This is a genomic window from Streptomyces sp. NPDC104309 (assembly GCF_055584025.1).
This window is the reverse complement of sequence record NZ_JBVJMV010000018.1, coordinates 108851-122468: the sequence shown is the minus strand read 5'-3', so window position 1 is coordinate 122468 and position 13618 is coordinate 108851. Positions and strand designations below refer to the sequence as shown.

The following is a 13618-nucleotide window of genomic DNA, read 5'->3' as shown; positions in this document are numbered from 1 at the left end:
CGTAAGTGAAGTGTGCCGCCCGGAAGGCCGGGCGGCACATGGGGAGGACTACTGGCGCGGGCCGAGTGTCCACCGTGGTCCGGCCGGGCTGTCCTCGATGACGAGACCGGACTGGTTGAGCTGGTCGCGGATGGCGTCGGCGGCGGGCCAGTCCTTGCGCTCGCGGGCCGACTGGCGCTGGTCCAGGACCAGGCGCACGAGTGTGTCGACGACGCCGTGCAGATCGTCGCCGCGGTCGCTCTCGCCGGCCCAGTGCTCGTCGAGCGGGTCGAGGCCGAGGACACCCAGCATCGCACGGACCTCCGCGAGCCGGGCGACGGCGGCCTCCTTGTCGTCGGCGGCGAGTGCGGAGTTGCCCTGCCGGACCGTGGTGTGGACGATCGCGAGCGCCTGCGGGACGCCCAGGTCGTCGTCCATCGCCTCGGCGAAGGCGGGCGGCACCTCGTCGGCGGGCTCGACCGTCTCGCCCGCCTTCTCGGTGACGCGCTGCACGAAGCCCTCGATCCGGGCGAACGCGGACTCGGCCTCGCGCAGGGCCTCCTCGCTGTACTCGATCATCGACCGGTAGTGCGGGGTGCCGAGGTAGTAGCGCAGCACGATCGGGCGCCACGCCCTGACCATCTCGCTGACCAGCACCGAGTTGCCCAGCGACTTCGACATCTTCTCGCCGGACATGGTGACCCAGCCGTTGTGCACCCAGTACTTCGCGAACTCGTCGCCGTACGCCTTGGCCTGGGCGATCTCGTTCTCGTGGTGCGGGAAGATCAGGTCGATGCCGCCGCCGTGGATGTCGAAGGCGGTGCCGAGGTACTTGTGGGCCATGGCGGAGCACTCCAGGTGCCAGCCGGGACGGCCGCGGCCCCACGGGGTCTCCCAGCTGGGCTCGCCCGGCTTGGTCGCCTTCCACATCGCGAAGTCGCGCTGGTCGCGCTTGCCGGTCTCGCCCTCGCCGGACGGCTGGCGCAGATCGTCCAGGTCCTGGTTGGAGAGCTCCAGGTAGCCGGGGTAGGAGCGCACGTCGAAGTAGACGTTGCCGTCGGCCGCGTAGGCGTGACCGCGCTCGATCAGGCCGCGCATCATCTCGATCATCTCGGTGATGTGGCCGGTCGCTCGCGGTTCGTACGTGACCGGGAGGCAGCCGAGCGCGTCGTAGCCGGCGTTGAACGCCCGCTCGTTCTCGTACCCGATGGCCCACCAGGGGCGGCCCTGTTCGGCCGACTTCGCGATGATCTTGTCGTCGATGTCGGTGACGTTCCGGATGAACGTGACGTCGTAGCCGCGGTACTCGAACCAGCGGCGCATGATGTCGAAGTTCAGCCCCGACCGGATGTGCCCGATGTGCGGGGCGGCCTGGACGGTCGCGCCACAGAGGTAGATCGAGACACAGCCCGCGGTGAGCGGTACGAAGTCACGGATCTTCCGGGCGCTGGTGTCGTACAGGCGAATAGTCACGCCTCAAGGGTAGTGGGCGCGCACCAGTGCCCCGCGACCCCTCGGGGATCGCGGGGAAAAGTTTCTTGTGGCGGGGTCTCTCCCCGCCACGTGCCGATCGCGGGCGTCGCCGACCGCTCGTGGCCGGCACACCGGGAGGCCTCAGATCCGGCCGACGACTTTTCGCGGGGTGATCCGGACGACCACGCGCTCGGCGTCGTCGGCGGCCGAGGGGTTGAACTCCGCGTACTTCTTGCCGGTGTACTTCGCGGACAGCTCGTCGATGAGCTCCTGACCGCCCTCGGTGCTGAGTTCGGCGGTGCCGCGCACCTCGGCGTACGTGTACGGAGCGGCGAAGGGCTGCACGACGACGGAGACCCGCGGGTCCCGGCGCAGGTTCCGCTCCTTGCGGCGGCCGACGGTCGTGGAGAAGAGCAGGTCGTCGCCGTCGCGCTTCACCCAGACCGGGGAGACCTGGGGGCTGCCGTCGGGCTGGACGGTGGCGACGGTGACGAAGACGGGGGTGTCGAGCAGCGCCTTGAGTTCTGCGGAGAGTGCGGCGGTCATGGCGTACGTCCTCTCAGGGGGATCGGTGGTGCTCCTCCCCGTATCCCAACCCGGTTCCCGCGCTCCCGCTTCCCGTTCCCGGCCGCCGGAAGGGTGGTCGTACACGAGGAACGGGCCGTTGCCGAGGACCTCGCGCACGCAGGCGCGGGAGTCGGCCGTCCGGGTGACGGGAGCCCGGCGCGGCACCGGCCGGGCGTGTTCCGGCGAGGACGACGGGGCCAGGACGACGGGGCGGGGCCGCGCGGTGGATCAGCCCGCGCGGTGGATCAGTGCCGTCGCGATCCCGGCGAGACCCTCGGCCCGACCGGTGAAGCCGAGCCCGTCGGACGTGGCGGCGGAGAGCGAGACGGGCGCCCCCACGGCCGCCGACAGCACCCGCTGCGCCTCGTCGCGCCGCTTGCCGATCTTCGGCCGTACGCCGACGACCTGTACGGCGACATTGCCGATCTCGAAGCCCGCGGCCCGTACGATCCGCGCCGCCTCGGTCAGCAGGGTGACCCCGGCGGCGCCGGACCACTCGGGCCGCCCGGTGCCGAAGTGCTGCCCCAGGTCGCCGAGCCCGGCGGCCGAGAAGAGCGCGTTGCACGCGGCGTGCGCGACGACATCGGCGTCGGAGTGCCCGGCCAGACCGGGCCCCTCGCCCTCCCACAGCAGCCCCGCGCACCACAGTTCGCGGCCCTCTTCGAAGGCGTGGATGTCGGTACCGATCCCGACCAGCGGGATCACCGGTCCGGTCCGTCCCTCGGAGGGCATCGTTTCTTCAGAAGCCATCGTTGGCCCTCCTGCGCGCCAGTACCGCCTCGGCCAGCACCAGGTCCAGCGGCCGGGTCACCTTGAACGCCTCCTCGTGCCCGGGGACGACCACGACGGGCGCCCCGAGCCGCTCCACCATGCCCGCGTCGTCCGTGGCACCCTCGCCGCTGACGGCGACGGTCTCGTGGGCGCGCACGAGCGTGCCGCGGTCGAAGCCCTGCGGGGTCTGCACGGCGCGCAGCCGGGCCCGCACGGGCGTGCCGAGCACCGGCTCCGGTACCCCCGGTGCGCCGGGCTCGACCTCCTTGACGGTGTCGGCGAGCGGCAGCGCGGGGACGACTGCGGCCGCGCCGTCCCGTACCGCCTCGATCACCGCGTCCACCGTGTCGACCGGCACCAGCGGGCGGGCCGCGTCGTGGACGAGGACGACGGAGACGTCCTCGGGCAGGGCGTCGAGGCCCAGGCGCACCGACTCCTGACGGGTGTCGCCACCCGGTACGACGAGGTAGTCGGTGCGCTCGGGCAGGGCGTGCTCGTCGAGCAGGTTCTTGACCTCGGGGGCGCCGTCCGGCGGCGCGACGACGACGACCAGGGAGACGGAACGGGAGGCCGCCATGGCCCGTACCGCGTGGATGAGCATGGGCGTCCCGCCCAGCGCGCGGAGCGCCTTGGGGGCTCCCGGGCCGAGCCGTACGCCGCGGCCGGCCGCGGGAATCACGGCGGCCGTGCGGTACGGACGCGATAGATCAGACATCGGTTGCACTCCGAAGCTTCGGCATGTTTGTTTCCACAGCCGACATGGGTATGGCCACAAGCGAGCCGGGTGCCACGCCCTGACTCGACCGGGCCCTTCCGTGACATCCGGTCGATTCGGACAAGCCGCACCGGCCGCTCGGGATCGGCTGCACAAGATCGCGAGCAACGTATCCGGGGGATTGGCGATGAAGCCAACGCATCGGTGAGTCGGGGACGCAATCCGGACACGCCATGGCTGAATCCAGACATGCCGCAGCGCCCGACGACATACCGTGAATACGGTTGTCAGCGGGCACCGCGGCACATTTTTTCGAGACCGGCGCGAGCCGGTTCAGGACGCGAGTACCTCGTCGAGCAGAGCCTCGGCCTTGTCTTCGTTCGTGTTCTCTGCGAGAGCGAGCTCGCTCACCAGAATCTGGCGAGCCTTGGCGAGCATCCGCTTCTCACCTGCGGAGAGTCCGCGCTCGCGCTCACGACGCCACAGGTCGCGAACCACTTCGGCGACCTTGATGACATCGCCGGAGGCGAGCTTCTCCAGATTTGCCTTGTAGCGCCGGGACCAGTTCGTCGGCTCTTCGGCATACGGTGCGCGCAGCACCTCGAAGACCCGGTCCAGCCCCTCCTGCCCGACCACGTCGCGTACGCCCACGAACTCCGCATTGTCCGCCGGCACGCGAACCGTCAAGTCGCCCTGGGCGACCTTGAGCACCAAGTAGGTCTTGTCCACGCCTTTGATCTGGCGAGTTTCGATAGCCTCGATCAGCGCGGCCCCGTGATGGGGATAGACCACGGTGTCGCCAACCTTGAACGTCATGTGACAGGTACCCCTTCCGTGGCTATCAAGGGTAACACGAGAACAGCTTCTCCTGAATGGCGTTTTCGCAGGTCAGGGCATATCTCGGGGCTTGACAACAGCAACACGTACGTGCTGCGGAAGGTTCTCGGGGGACGGTATTCGCAGGTCGGAGCGGCTGTACGGGCGAGGTGAAACACGCACGTCACACACCCCGGAACCCCCCTCCGAAGTGGTCTAACGTCCCGGTTTGCCGGATTCCGGATGGTGAACTTTACGTAGTCCGTTCGAGCATCGATCACCCGTACGGACGTAAGTGTGGTTGATCAATGGATATTGCTCAACGCCTCGCCGTGATCGGTTATGCGCAAGGAATGCGCCACGCTCCATGAATTGATCACGGGCGATATGTGAACGGTGCATGTCGACGGGTTTCGGCGTGCGCCAGTCCGCAAACCCCGGCCGGGTGCGGGACCGGCCAAGGGCACCCGCCCCGGCAACCGCCGGAGCACGAAGGGGCGCGTAGGGGCGGGTCGGGTGCGGGGCGGAAGGGACGGCTCGGTAGCCTAAGGCCGCTGACACATCCTTAGGGCGGCTTTACGTCGCCCGCCCCACCCGTCCGCAGTCCGAACGTTCAAGGAGTTGCCGCCGCCGTGAGCCGCAGCCTTCGACACGGCGCTCTCGCCGCCACCGCCATCGTGTTCTCGATCGCCTCGCTCGCCGCGTGCGGTGCGGGCAATGACGCAGCGACGCTGAAGGTCAGGCCGGACAGCGCGGCCACCACCTCCGGTGACATCAGCATCCAGAACGCGAACGTCATCACCCAGCCCGAGCGCGGCGCCGAGGGCCCGGCGGTCGTCTCCGCGACGCTGTTCAACAACGGCACCAAGCAGCAGACCCTGGACGCCGTCACCCTGCCGGGTACGAGCGTCGCGGTGCAGCTGCACGCCGCCAAGGGTTCCGGACCCATCGTGGTCCCGGCCGGCGGCAGGGTGGTTCTCGGCGGCAAGGGCAACGCGTCCGCCGTGATCGAGAACAGCCACGAGGCCGCGCAGGCCGGCAACGTGCAGCCCGTCGTCTTCAAGTTCAGCTCGACCGGGGAGATCCCGCTCGGCGCGTTCGTCGTCCCGGCGACCAGCTACTTCACGGGCTTCGGTCCCAGCTCGCTGCCGACGCTGCCGTCGAAGTCGCCCGCGACGCCGACCGGCTCCACGTCCGCGCACCCGGGTGCGCCGGGCGCGTCCGACTCCGCGGACGACACGGTCGCCCCGACCGACGCCGCGTCCGCCTCGGCGGGCTGACCGCGCCCCGGTACGCACACGCGTGAACGGCGGAGGGCGCCCTCCTTTTCGGGGGGGCGCCCTCCGCCGTCGTGCACCCGCCGGTCTACGGCTCGAACTTGTAGCCCAGACCGCGCACCGTCACCAGGAAGCGCGGCGCTCCCGGGTCGGGCTCGATCTTGGCGCGCAGGCGCTTGACGTGGACGTCGAGGGTCTTGGTGTCGCCCACGTAGTCCGCGCCCCAGACCCGGTCGATCAGCTGCATCCGGGTCAGCACCCGGCCCGCGTTGCGCAGCAGCATCTCCAGCAGGTCGAACTCCTTGAGCGGGAGGTCGACCTTGCCGCCGGCGACCGTGACGACGTGGCGGTCCACGTCCATCCGGACCGGGCCCGCCTCCAGGGCGGCCGGTGTGACCTCCTCGGGCTCACCGCGGCGGCGCAGCACCGCGCGGATGCGGGCAACGAGCTCCCGCGAGGAGAACGGCTTGGTGACGTAGTCGTCGGCTCCTATTTCCAGGCCGACCACCTTGTCGATCTCGCTGTCCTTGGCCGTGACCATGATCACGGGGACATTGGACCGGCTGCGCAGCTGACGGCAGACCTCCGTGCCGGGCAGGCCCGGCAGCATCAGGTCGAGCAGGACGAGGTCGGCGCCGTTGCGCTCGAACTCGTCAAGCCCGTCCGGGCCCGTGGCCGCGATGGCGACCTCGAAGCCCTCCTTGCGGAGCATGTAGGACAGGGCGTCGCTGAAGGATTCCTCATCCTCGACGACGAGCACTCGGGTCACGGAAGGACCTCCGGGGCTGGGAATGGTTCACGGGTGTCGGGGTGAGCGGGTCCGTAGGGGCCCTCGTCGCCGTTGACGATGAGCGGTCCGCCGGAGCGGCGGTCCCGTTCCCGTACGGAGCCCGCTTCGGGCAGCCGCAGGGTGAAGGTGGAGCCCTGGCCCTCCGAGCTCCAGACCGTGACCTCCCCGCCGTGCGAGGCGGCCACGTGCTTGACGATGGCGAGGCCGAGGCCGGTGCCACCGGTGGCCCGGGAGCGGGCCGGGTCGACGCGGTAGAAGCGTTCGAAGACCCGCTCGCGGTCCTTCTCCGAGATGCCGATGCCCTGGTCGGTCACGGCTATCTCGATCTGGTCCCCGCCGGGTACGGACAGCCGCCTGGCGGCGATGCCCACTCGGGTCCGGGCGGGGCTGTAGTTGACGGCGTTCTCGACGAGGTTGCCGAGTGCCGCGGCGAGCTGACCGCGGTTGCCCCAGATGCGGAGCTCCGCGGTGCCGCCCGCTGCCATGGTGATCTGCTTCGAACCGGCCTGCTGGCGGCAGCGGTCGATGGCCTCGGCCACCAGCTCGTCGACCCGGACCGGCTCGGCGTCCTCCAGCGGGTCGTCGTTCTGCACCCGGGAGAGGTCGATGATCTCCTGTACGAGGTTGGTCAGCCGGGTCGCCTCGATCTGCATCCGCCCCGCGAACCGCTCCACCGCCTCCGGGTCGTCGGACGCGTCCATCACGGCCTCGGAGAGCAGCGAGAGCGCGCCGACCGGGGTCTTGAGCTCATGGCTGACGTTGGCGACGAAGTCGCGCCGTACCGCTTCTATGCGGCGGGCCTCGGTGAGGTCCTCGACCAGCAGAAGCACCAGCCGGGAGCCCAGCGGGGCGACCCGGGCGGAGACCGCGAGGGCCTCGCCGCGGCCCGTACCGCGCCGGGGCAGGTCCAGTTCGACCTGCCGTATCTCACCGTCGCGGCGGGTGTCCCTGGCCATGTGCAGCATCGCGTCGACGGCGAGCCGCCCGCCCCTGACCAGTCCCAGCGCATAGGCGGCGGAGCTGGCCTTGACCACGCTGTCGCTCTCGTCGAGGACGACCGCGGAGGAACTGAGCACGGACAGGACCGTGTCCACCCCGGGGGGCAGGGGCGCGTTGCTGTCGGGCCGCAGGGAGGTCCGCGTCGGCTTCTTCTGGTCGCGCTCGCTCCAGCGGAACGCCAGCATGGCGATCACGCCGGTACAAGCACCGCCGATCGCCGCAGCTGCGGCGACTGCCGCGTTCACGTCCATACGTCAAGGTTATGCGGGTGCCGGAGGACTCTCCCAGCCATCCGAGTGCGTATCCGAACACTCGTCGCCCAGAGTTCACCGAGGGGCAAGGGTTGGTTCACTTGGTCGGCCGGAAGGCGACGCGTACGCCGCCCAGGGTGGCAGCGTGGGGCTCACAGCCTGCCCCGGCATTGCACACAGGACTGGAGAGGGACTTCCATGCGTGACGCCTACCACGAGGAACTCGACTCGATCGGCGAGGGACTGGTCGAGATGGCCCGGCTCGTCGGGTCGGCGATCGGCCGGGCGACGACGTCCATGCTCGATGCCGATCTCAAGCTCGCGGAGAGCGTGATCGCCGCGGACCAGAAGGTCGACGACCTCCAGCACGACCTGGAGGCGCGGGCCATCGCCCTGCTCGCCCGCCAGCAGCCCGTGGCGACGGATCTGCGGATCGTGGTCACCTCGCTGCGGATGAGCGCCGACCTGGAGCGCTCGGGCGACCTCGCCCAGCACGTCGCCAAGCTGGCCCGGCTGCGGTTCCCGGAATCGGCGGTGCCGCACGACCTGCACGCCACCATTCTGGAGATGGGCCAGCTGGCACAGCGCCTGATGGCCAAGGCCGCCGAGGTGATCATCACCAAGGACGTCGATCTGGCGCTCCAGCTGGAGCAGGACGACGACGAGATGGACCTGCTGCACCGCACGCTGTTCCAGCACCTGATGGACGACCGCTGGAAGCACGGCATCGAGACGGCCGTCGACGTGACGCTGCTCGGCCGCTACTACGAGCGCTTCGCCGACCACGCGGTGTCGGTCGCCAAGCGTGTGGTCTACCTGGTGACGGGCGAGCACGCCGACGAGATCCAGCAGCCGACCCCGGTGGAGGGCGCGTAGCCGCAAGGCCGGAGGTCACGGGCCGGGGGCCACGGGCCAGGGGGCCTCTGGCCCGTGAGGGCGTGCGCGGTCGCACAGGGTCGCACATGTGTCTCTGCGCGTGTGCGCTGTTGATGCGCCCGCCCGGGTGGGCATCCAATGGGGTGGGGCGGCACGACTTGTCCGTACGCCCCGGTCGTGCGCGCGTCGCAGTGGCGTACGGCCCTGACGTACGTCCTGAGGAGGAACCATGGCCGATTCCCCCACGACCGATCCCCAGCAGGAGGCGCCCGCCGACGTGGTGCGCCTGACCGTCCTCGGCGCCTGCGGCTGCGGCTCCGGCTGCGGGTGCGGGTGCCAGTCCGGGGCCCCGTGCCAGTGCGGCGGCTGCAGCGGCTGACCGGTCGGCCGGCGGAGCCGGAAGGGCGCCCCGCGCGGGACGGACTGCTCTCCGTTTCGCGCGGGGCGCCCTCGTGTGCGGACGCGGTGCCGGGGGCCGCCCGTTTCCAGACGGCGCGCGGCACGGTGTCGGCCGTGGTGCCGGCGGCCGCGCCGCTGATCGCGGTCGGCCTGGCCGGCGACTTCGTCTCGCACTTCGTGAACCTGGTGCTGGTGCTGCTGGTCGTTCTCGTCCCGTGGACCGCGATCGACCTGATCGGCTTCTACCTGGTGCACCGAGGCCGCTACGCGCTCGAAGACCTCTTCCTCCCGGACGGCGGACGGTACGGCCGCTTCAACACGGTGGCGCTGGTCTCGTACGCGATCGGCATCTACTTCTGGGCGCGGGGCCGGGGAGAGGGCGACGGGCCGTCCTGCGTACCGCGTCGGCGGGAGTCCCCGTCCAACCGGGCCCGCGCCGCGAGCCCGGCCCCGTAGACCGGGCGTCTCACCCCATCGGCTCGACGGAAGGCTCGGCCCCGATGGTTCCGGCGTCGCGGCCGGTTCCGCTTCCGCTTCCGGTGGCGCGGTCGGCCCCGGAGCCGGCCGAAGAGCTGCCGCTCTCCGCCACCCGGCTGCCGCCCCTGTCCTCCCCCGGCAGATTCCGCATCAGCAGCCCGTAGCCGAGCGCGGCCCCGGTCCCCAGGACAGCGCACGCCCCCCACAGCCACTGCGCCCCGAACCGGTCGATCACCGCGCCCGACATCAGCGGCGCGACCAGCGCGGCGGCGGACCAGGACATCGTGTACATGCCCTGGTAGCGGCCCCGGCCCCGGGCGGGCGACAGCCGGACCACCAGGCTGCTCTGGATGGGCGAGTTGACGATCTCGGCGACCGTCCAGACGCAGATGGTCAGCGCGTACACGGCGACCGACCCGGCGAACGCGGTGAGCCCGAATCCGTACCCCGCCAGCAGCGACGACACGATGAGCAGCCGGCGCGGATCGCGGTGCTGGATGAAGCGGGTGACCGGGATCTGGAGCACCACGATCAGCACACCGTTGACGGCGATGGCGGTCCCGAAGTCGGAGCTGGAGAACCCGTCCGCCCCCATGGCCACCGGCAGCCCCACGTACCCCTGCTGGAAGATCAGGGCGATGACGAAGGACAGCCCCACGACGCTCATGAACCGCCCGTCGCGCAGCACGGTGGAGAGCCGGACCTCGTCCGCGCCGCCGGCCGCGCGCTCCGGCACCGCCGCCTTCTCGGGCCTCGACTCGGGCACCTTCATGAAGACGACGAGGGCGCAGCCGAGGGTCATCGCGGCCTCGCCGAGGAACCCGGCGAGATAGCTGTACTCGGCGACGAACCCGGCCCCTGCGGAGGAGACGGCGAAGCCGAGGTTGATCGCCCAGTAATTGAGCGAGAAGGCCCGCACCCGGTCCTCGGGCCGGACGATGTCGGCCATCATCGCCTGCACGGCGGGCCGCGAGGCGTTGCTGGCCATGCCGACGACGAAGGCGACGGCCGCGATGGCCACCGGATGGACCATGAACCCGAGGACGGCCACGGACGCGGCGGTGGAGCTCTGCGCGATGAGCATGGTGGGCCGACGGCCCAGCCGGTCGGTCATCACCCCCGCCCCGAGCGAGGAGACGACCCCGCCGAGCCCGTGCAGCGCGGCGACCAGTCCGGCGTACGAGGCGGAGTAGCCCCGGTCCAGGGTCAGGTAGAGCGCCATGAACGTGGCGACGAACCCGCCCAGGCGGTTGACCAGCGTGCTGGTCCACAGCCACCAGAACTCCCTGGGGAGACCGGACACGGACTCGTGTACGGCCCGTCTGAGACCGGCGACAGACATTCGGGATCCCCCCAGGGAAGTACGGAACGAGCACCGCCGGTAAGAGGCCCGGCGACTGTCCGAACATTACGAACCCCGGATTGCGGTCCGCCAGTCAATTGACGCCGCCCGTCAATCGTCACAGGCCCCGGGGCCTGTGACACCCCTCACTCGCCCGCCTGTCCGCCCTGTGACCGGCCCGCGCAGCGCCCGTACGGCGTCGATTACGCTCAGAGCCATGGCCGACGCACCGTACAAGCTGATCCTCCTCCGCCACGGCGAGAGCGAATGGAACGCGAAGAACCTGTTCACCGGTTGGGTGGACGTCAACCTTACGGAGAAGGGCGAGAAGGAGGCAGTCCGCGGCGGTGAGCTGCTCAAGGACGCCGGTCTGCTCCCCGATGTCCTGCACACCTCCCTCCAGAAGCGCGCCATCCGCACCGCGCAGCTCGCGCTGGAAGCCGCGGACCGCCACTGGATCCCCGTCCACCGCTCCTGGCGGCTGAACGAGCGCCACTACGGCGCTCTGCAAGGCAAGGACAAGGCGCAGACGCTCGCCGAGTTCGGCGAGGAGCAGTTCATGCTGTGGCGTCGCTCGTACGACACCCCGCCGCCCGCCCTGGAGGACGGCACCGAGTTCTCGCAGAGCGACGACCCGCGCTACGCGACGATCCCGCCGGAGCTGCGCCCGCGCACCGAGTGCCTCAAGGACGTCGTGGTCCGCATGCTGCCGTACTGGTACGACGGCATCGTCCCGGACCTCCTGGCCGGCCGCACGGTCCTGGTCGCCGCCCACGGCAACAGCCTCCGCGCCCTGGTCAAGCACCTCGACGGCATCTCCGACGCCGACATCGCGGGCCTGAACATCCCGACCGGCATCCCGCTCGCCTACGAGCTGGACGCCGACTTCCGCCCGATCAAGCCGGGCGGCACCTACCTCGACCCGGACGCGGCGAAGGCCGCGATCGAGGCCGTGAAGAACCAGGGCAAGAAGAAGTAACCCTGCCTGGTCAAGGCCCCTATCTGCGGGTTAGCCGTTGGTGGGGGCCTCGTGCTGTGCTGGGGCCGTCTCCGGGCCGTGAGCTGCTCGACCGGGCCGTCAGGCGACAGGACCGGCGGAGTGTGGTTCCGGCCGCTGCCTCAGCTCTGCCTGTCCTCCCGCATCGCGGAGGGCCGCGACCGCGCTCCCGGCAGTCTCTTCCGGAATGCCGTCGAGAATCACGACTGGGCGCCTGGTCTGCATTCCGCTTGGAGAGTCGGGGCGGACGAGGAACGTGTCGTTGTGCGGGCTCGTGATCAGATGGGGCACGAGACCTCCTCCAAGGTGTCTTCCCAGGTGTGCTGCTCGGTGTGGCCGGCGAACAGACAGCAGCCCTCACCGCCGGGCCCCGGGGCGACCACCGGGCAGTCCGGCAGAACGACCAGGCCCACCTCGGTTCTCTCCCGCCGGCGGAGCCACAGCGCGGTCCCGTACTCGCCGACGTCGTCGAGGAGGCCGTAGTGCCCATCGCCGCCGTGCGTGGACAACTGGCACTGCACGGCCCTGTCGACGCACTCGGCGGCCGACCTCTCCCGCGCTTCCCGCGCCAGGTCCAACGGCACCCAGCGCCAGTGCGCGCACCACATCACGACACCATCCGTAGAGAGCCGACGGAGTTCCGCTCCACGCACCGGCGACACATGCACGGCGGTCAGCCGCCAGGGTTGTCCGAGAGCACCGGGTCCTCGCCCAAGCCATCGACGACCGCCAGTTCATGGCCAACGTCCTCGCCCGCATGAGCCTCCAGGCCACCTGCCAGGACAAGCCCGGGGACGCCCTCGCACTCGTCACAGCAGCCCAGGACCAGACCCGAGCCACTGTGGGGACAACTCCTCGCGTACTGGCCATGCTCGCCATGCGAGAAGCCTTCGCCCACGCCACCCTCGGGAACCACAGTGCGACCCACGGCGCGATCTCGGAAGCCCACACCTACTTCGGCCGGATCAGTCCCGGCGATCCGGACCCGGCGTGGGTGGCGTACTTCGACGAGCCGAAGCTGATCGTGGACACCGGCATCGCACACGGCCGACTCGGCGAGGCCGCCCTTGCCGAACTCCTCATCGCGGACGCCCTACGCCGCGAGCACGAGTTCGTGGTGCCCGCCGCGCACTGCGAGATCGTCTACGAGATCCCGATCGACCGCTAGCCCCGGACTTCGCGGGTCGTTGATTCGGATCTGCTCCTAGTGGTTCCAGCGGGTCTCACTGGTGCCGTACCAGTGAACGCACGAGGCTCAAGACTGAGTTGCTCGGCGATGGAGGTCGTCATGAGGGCAGGAACCCTGCCCGGCGGGTCATCACCCCGGGTGCTTTCGCATGCCATGATCGGCGGCGTACGGAGCCCGACCGACTGGAAGGACACCATGCCCGCCTATGCCATAGCGCACCTGCAAGAGGCCGCCCCGGCGCCTGAGATCGTTGAGTACATCGAGTGCATCACCGCCACCTTTGAGCCGCACGGCGGCCGATTCCTCGTGCACGCCGCACAGCATGAGGTGAAAGAGGGCAGCTGGCCCGGGCACGTCGTGGTGATCGGCTTCCCCGGGATCGCCGAGGCACGGGCCTGGTGGGACTCACCCGCATACCAGGAGATCGCACCACTGCGCTCGCGGCACATTGAGGGCGACATCATCCTGGTCGAGGGCGTCCCCGAGAGCTACGACCCAACTGCCACCGCCAAGGCGATGCGGGAGACCCTGCCTACCGAGTAGCCCCAGGTCCGGGCCCGGCGCAGCTGCGCCGGGCCCGGACAGGTCGAAGGCGGTGCTGTGGTCTGGTGGCGTGCTCGGCTCAGACTTCGAGGGTCACAGTTTCAAGTTTGGGGCCAGAGATGAAGATTCCCCTGCGGGACGCGGTCCTCGGCGCGGG

15 protein-coding genes and 1 pseudogene are annotated in these 13618 nt (G+C 70.2%); 7 read left to right on the top strand and 9 right to left on the bottom strand.

Annotated features, from left to right (window positions below):
- Positions 1 to 48 precede the first annotated feature (48 nt).
- The 5 genes from cysS to ACZ68L_RS25685 form a co-directional block, all read right to left on the bottom strand.
- Positions 49 to 1452: a cysteine--tRNA ligase gene (gene cysS / locus ACZ68L_RS25705; RefSeq protein ID WP_469580724.1), complete on the bottom strand. Its 1404-nt coding sequence runs from the start codon at positions 1450 to 1452 to the stop codon at positions 49 to 51.
- Between the two features lie 141 nt (positions 1453 to 1593).
- On the bottom strand, positions 1594 to 1998 hold the full coding sequence (locus tag ACZ68L_RS25700; RefSeq protein ID WP_361446428.1) for a PPOX class F420-dependent oxidoreductase: 405 nt from the start codon (positions 1996 to 1998) through the stop codon (positions 1594 to 1596).
- A 249-nt stretch (positions 1999 to 2247) separates the two neighbouring features.
- Positions 2248 to 2769, bottom strand: coding sequence for a 2-C-methyl-D-erythritol 2,4-cyclodiphosphate synthase (gene ispF / locus ACZ68L_RS25695; protein WP_469580720.1), 522 nt, complete (start codon positions 2767 to 2769; stop codon positions 2248 to 2250).
- Positions 2759 to 3505, bottom strand: coding sequence for a 2-C-methyl-D-erythritol 4-phosphate cytidylyltransferase (gene ispD, locus ACZ68L_RS25690; RefSeq protein WP_469580718.1), 747 nt, complete (start codon positions 3503 to 3505; stop codon positions 2759 to 2761). The genes ispF and ispD overlap by 11 nt, the downstream gene beginning before the upstream one ends.
- A gap of 333 nt (positions 3506 to 3838) precedes the next feature.
- Positions 3839 to 4321, bottom strand: a complete 483-nt coding sequence (locus tag ACZ68L_RS25685; RefSeq protein ID WP_006380568.1) for a CarD family transcriptional regulator — start codon at positions 4319 to 4321, stop codon at positions 3839 to 3841.
- A gap of 632 nt (positions 4322 to 4953) precedes the next feature.
- Here ACZ68L_RS25685 and ACZ68L_RS25680 point away from each other — a divergent pair.
- A complete protein-coding gene (locus ACZ68L_RS25680; protein ID WP_469580716.1) occupies positions 4954 to 5601 on the top strand; it encodes a copper chaperone PCu(A)C in 648 nt (215 codons plus the stop codon).
- A gap of 85 nt (positions 5602 to 5686) precedes the next feature.
- On the opposite strand, the gene phoP is transcribed toward ACZ68L_RS25680, so the two are convergent.
- Both phoP and phoR read right to left on the bottom strand, forming a co-directional pair.
- Complete coding sequence (gene phoP, locus ACZ68L_RS25675; RefSeq protein WP_465270482.1) at positions 5687 to 6358, bottom strand: two-component system response regulator PhoP; 672 nt, start codon at positions 6356 to 6358, stop codon at positions 5687 to 5689.
- A gap of 5 nt (positions 6359 to 6363) precedes the next feature.
- The gene (phoR, locus tag ACZ68L_RS25670) at positions 6364 to 7638 is read right to left on the bottom strand and encodes a two-component system sensor histidine kinase PhoR (protein WP_469580713.1); all 1275 of its coding nucleotides are present in this window, start codon (positions 7636 to 7638) and stop codon (positions 6364 to 6366) included.
- Positions 7639 to 7836: 198 nt separating this feature from the next.
- Here phoR and phoU point away from each other — a divergent pair, with 198 nt between their 5' ends.
- From phoU to ACZ68L_RS25655, 3 genes are all read left to right on the top strand, one after another.
- The gene (gene phoU, locus ACZ68L_RS25665) at positions 7837 to 8514 is read left to right on the top strand and encodes a phosphate signaling complex protein PhoU (protein WP_361446439.1); all 678 of its coding nucleotides are present in this window, start codon (positions 7837 to 7839) and stop codon (positions 8512 to 8514) included.
- A 229-nt stretch (positions 8515 to 8743) separates the two neighbouring features.
- Positions 8744 to 8893, top strand: a complete 150-nt coding sequence (locus ACZ68L_RS25660) for a hypothetical protein (protein ID WP_469580709.1) — start codon at positions 8744 to 8746, stop codon at positions 8891 to 8893.
- A gap of 134 nt (positions 8894 to 9027) precedes the next feature.
- A complete protein-coding gene (locus ACZ68L_RS25655) occupies positions 9028 to 9369 on the top strand; it encodes a hypothetical protein (RefSeq protein WP_469580707.1) in 342 nt (113 codons plus the stop codon).
- A gap of 10 nt (positions 9370 to 9379) precedes the next feature.
- Here ACZ68L_RS25655 and ACZ68L_RS25650 read toward each other — a convergent pair whose 3' ends face one another.
- Complete coding sequence (locus ACZ68L_RS25650; protein WP_469580701.1) at positions 9380 to 10732, bottom strand: MDR family MFS transporter; 1353 nt, start codon at positions 10730 to 10732, stop codon at positions 9380 to 9382.
- Positions 10733 to 10949: 217 nt separating this feature from the next.
- On the opposite strand from ACZ68L_RS25650, the gene ACZ68L_RS25645 reads away from it, so the two are divergent.
- Positions 10950 to 11711 carry a phosphoglyceromutase gene (locus tag ACZ68L_RS25645; protein ID WP_469580698.1) on the top strand — a complete coding sequence of 254 codons (762 nt, stop codon included), beginning with the start codon at positions 10950 to 10952 and terminating at the stop codon, positions 11709 to 11711.
- 296 nt (positions 11712 to 12007) lie between these two features.
- Here ACZ68L_RS25645 and ACZ68L_RS25640 read toward each other — a convergent pair whose 3' ends face one another.
- Positions 12008 to 12337 carry a hypothetical protein gene (locus ACZ68L_RS25640; protein ID WP_469580868.1) on the bottom strand — a complete coding sequence of 110 codons (330 nt, stop codon included), beginning with the start codon at positions 12335 to 12337 and terminating at the stop codon, positions 12008 to 12010.
- 98 nt (positions 12338 to 12435) lie between these two features.
- On the opposite strand from ACZ68L_RS25640, the pseudogene ACZ68L_RS25635 reads away from it, so the two are divergent.
- Positions 12436 to 12834, top strand: a pseudogene (locus tag ACZ68L_RS25635) (hypothetical protein); the annotation flags it as partial.
- A 279-nt stretch (positions 12835 to 13113) separates the two neighbouring features.
- Positions 13114 to 13461, top strand: coding sequence for a DUF1330 domain-containing protein (locus tag ACZ68L_RS25630; protein WP_469580867.1), 348 nt, complete (start codon positions 13114 to 13116; stop codon positions 13459 to 13461).
- Positions 13462 to 13618 lie beyond the last annotated feature (157 nt).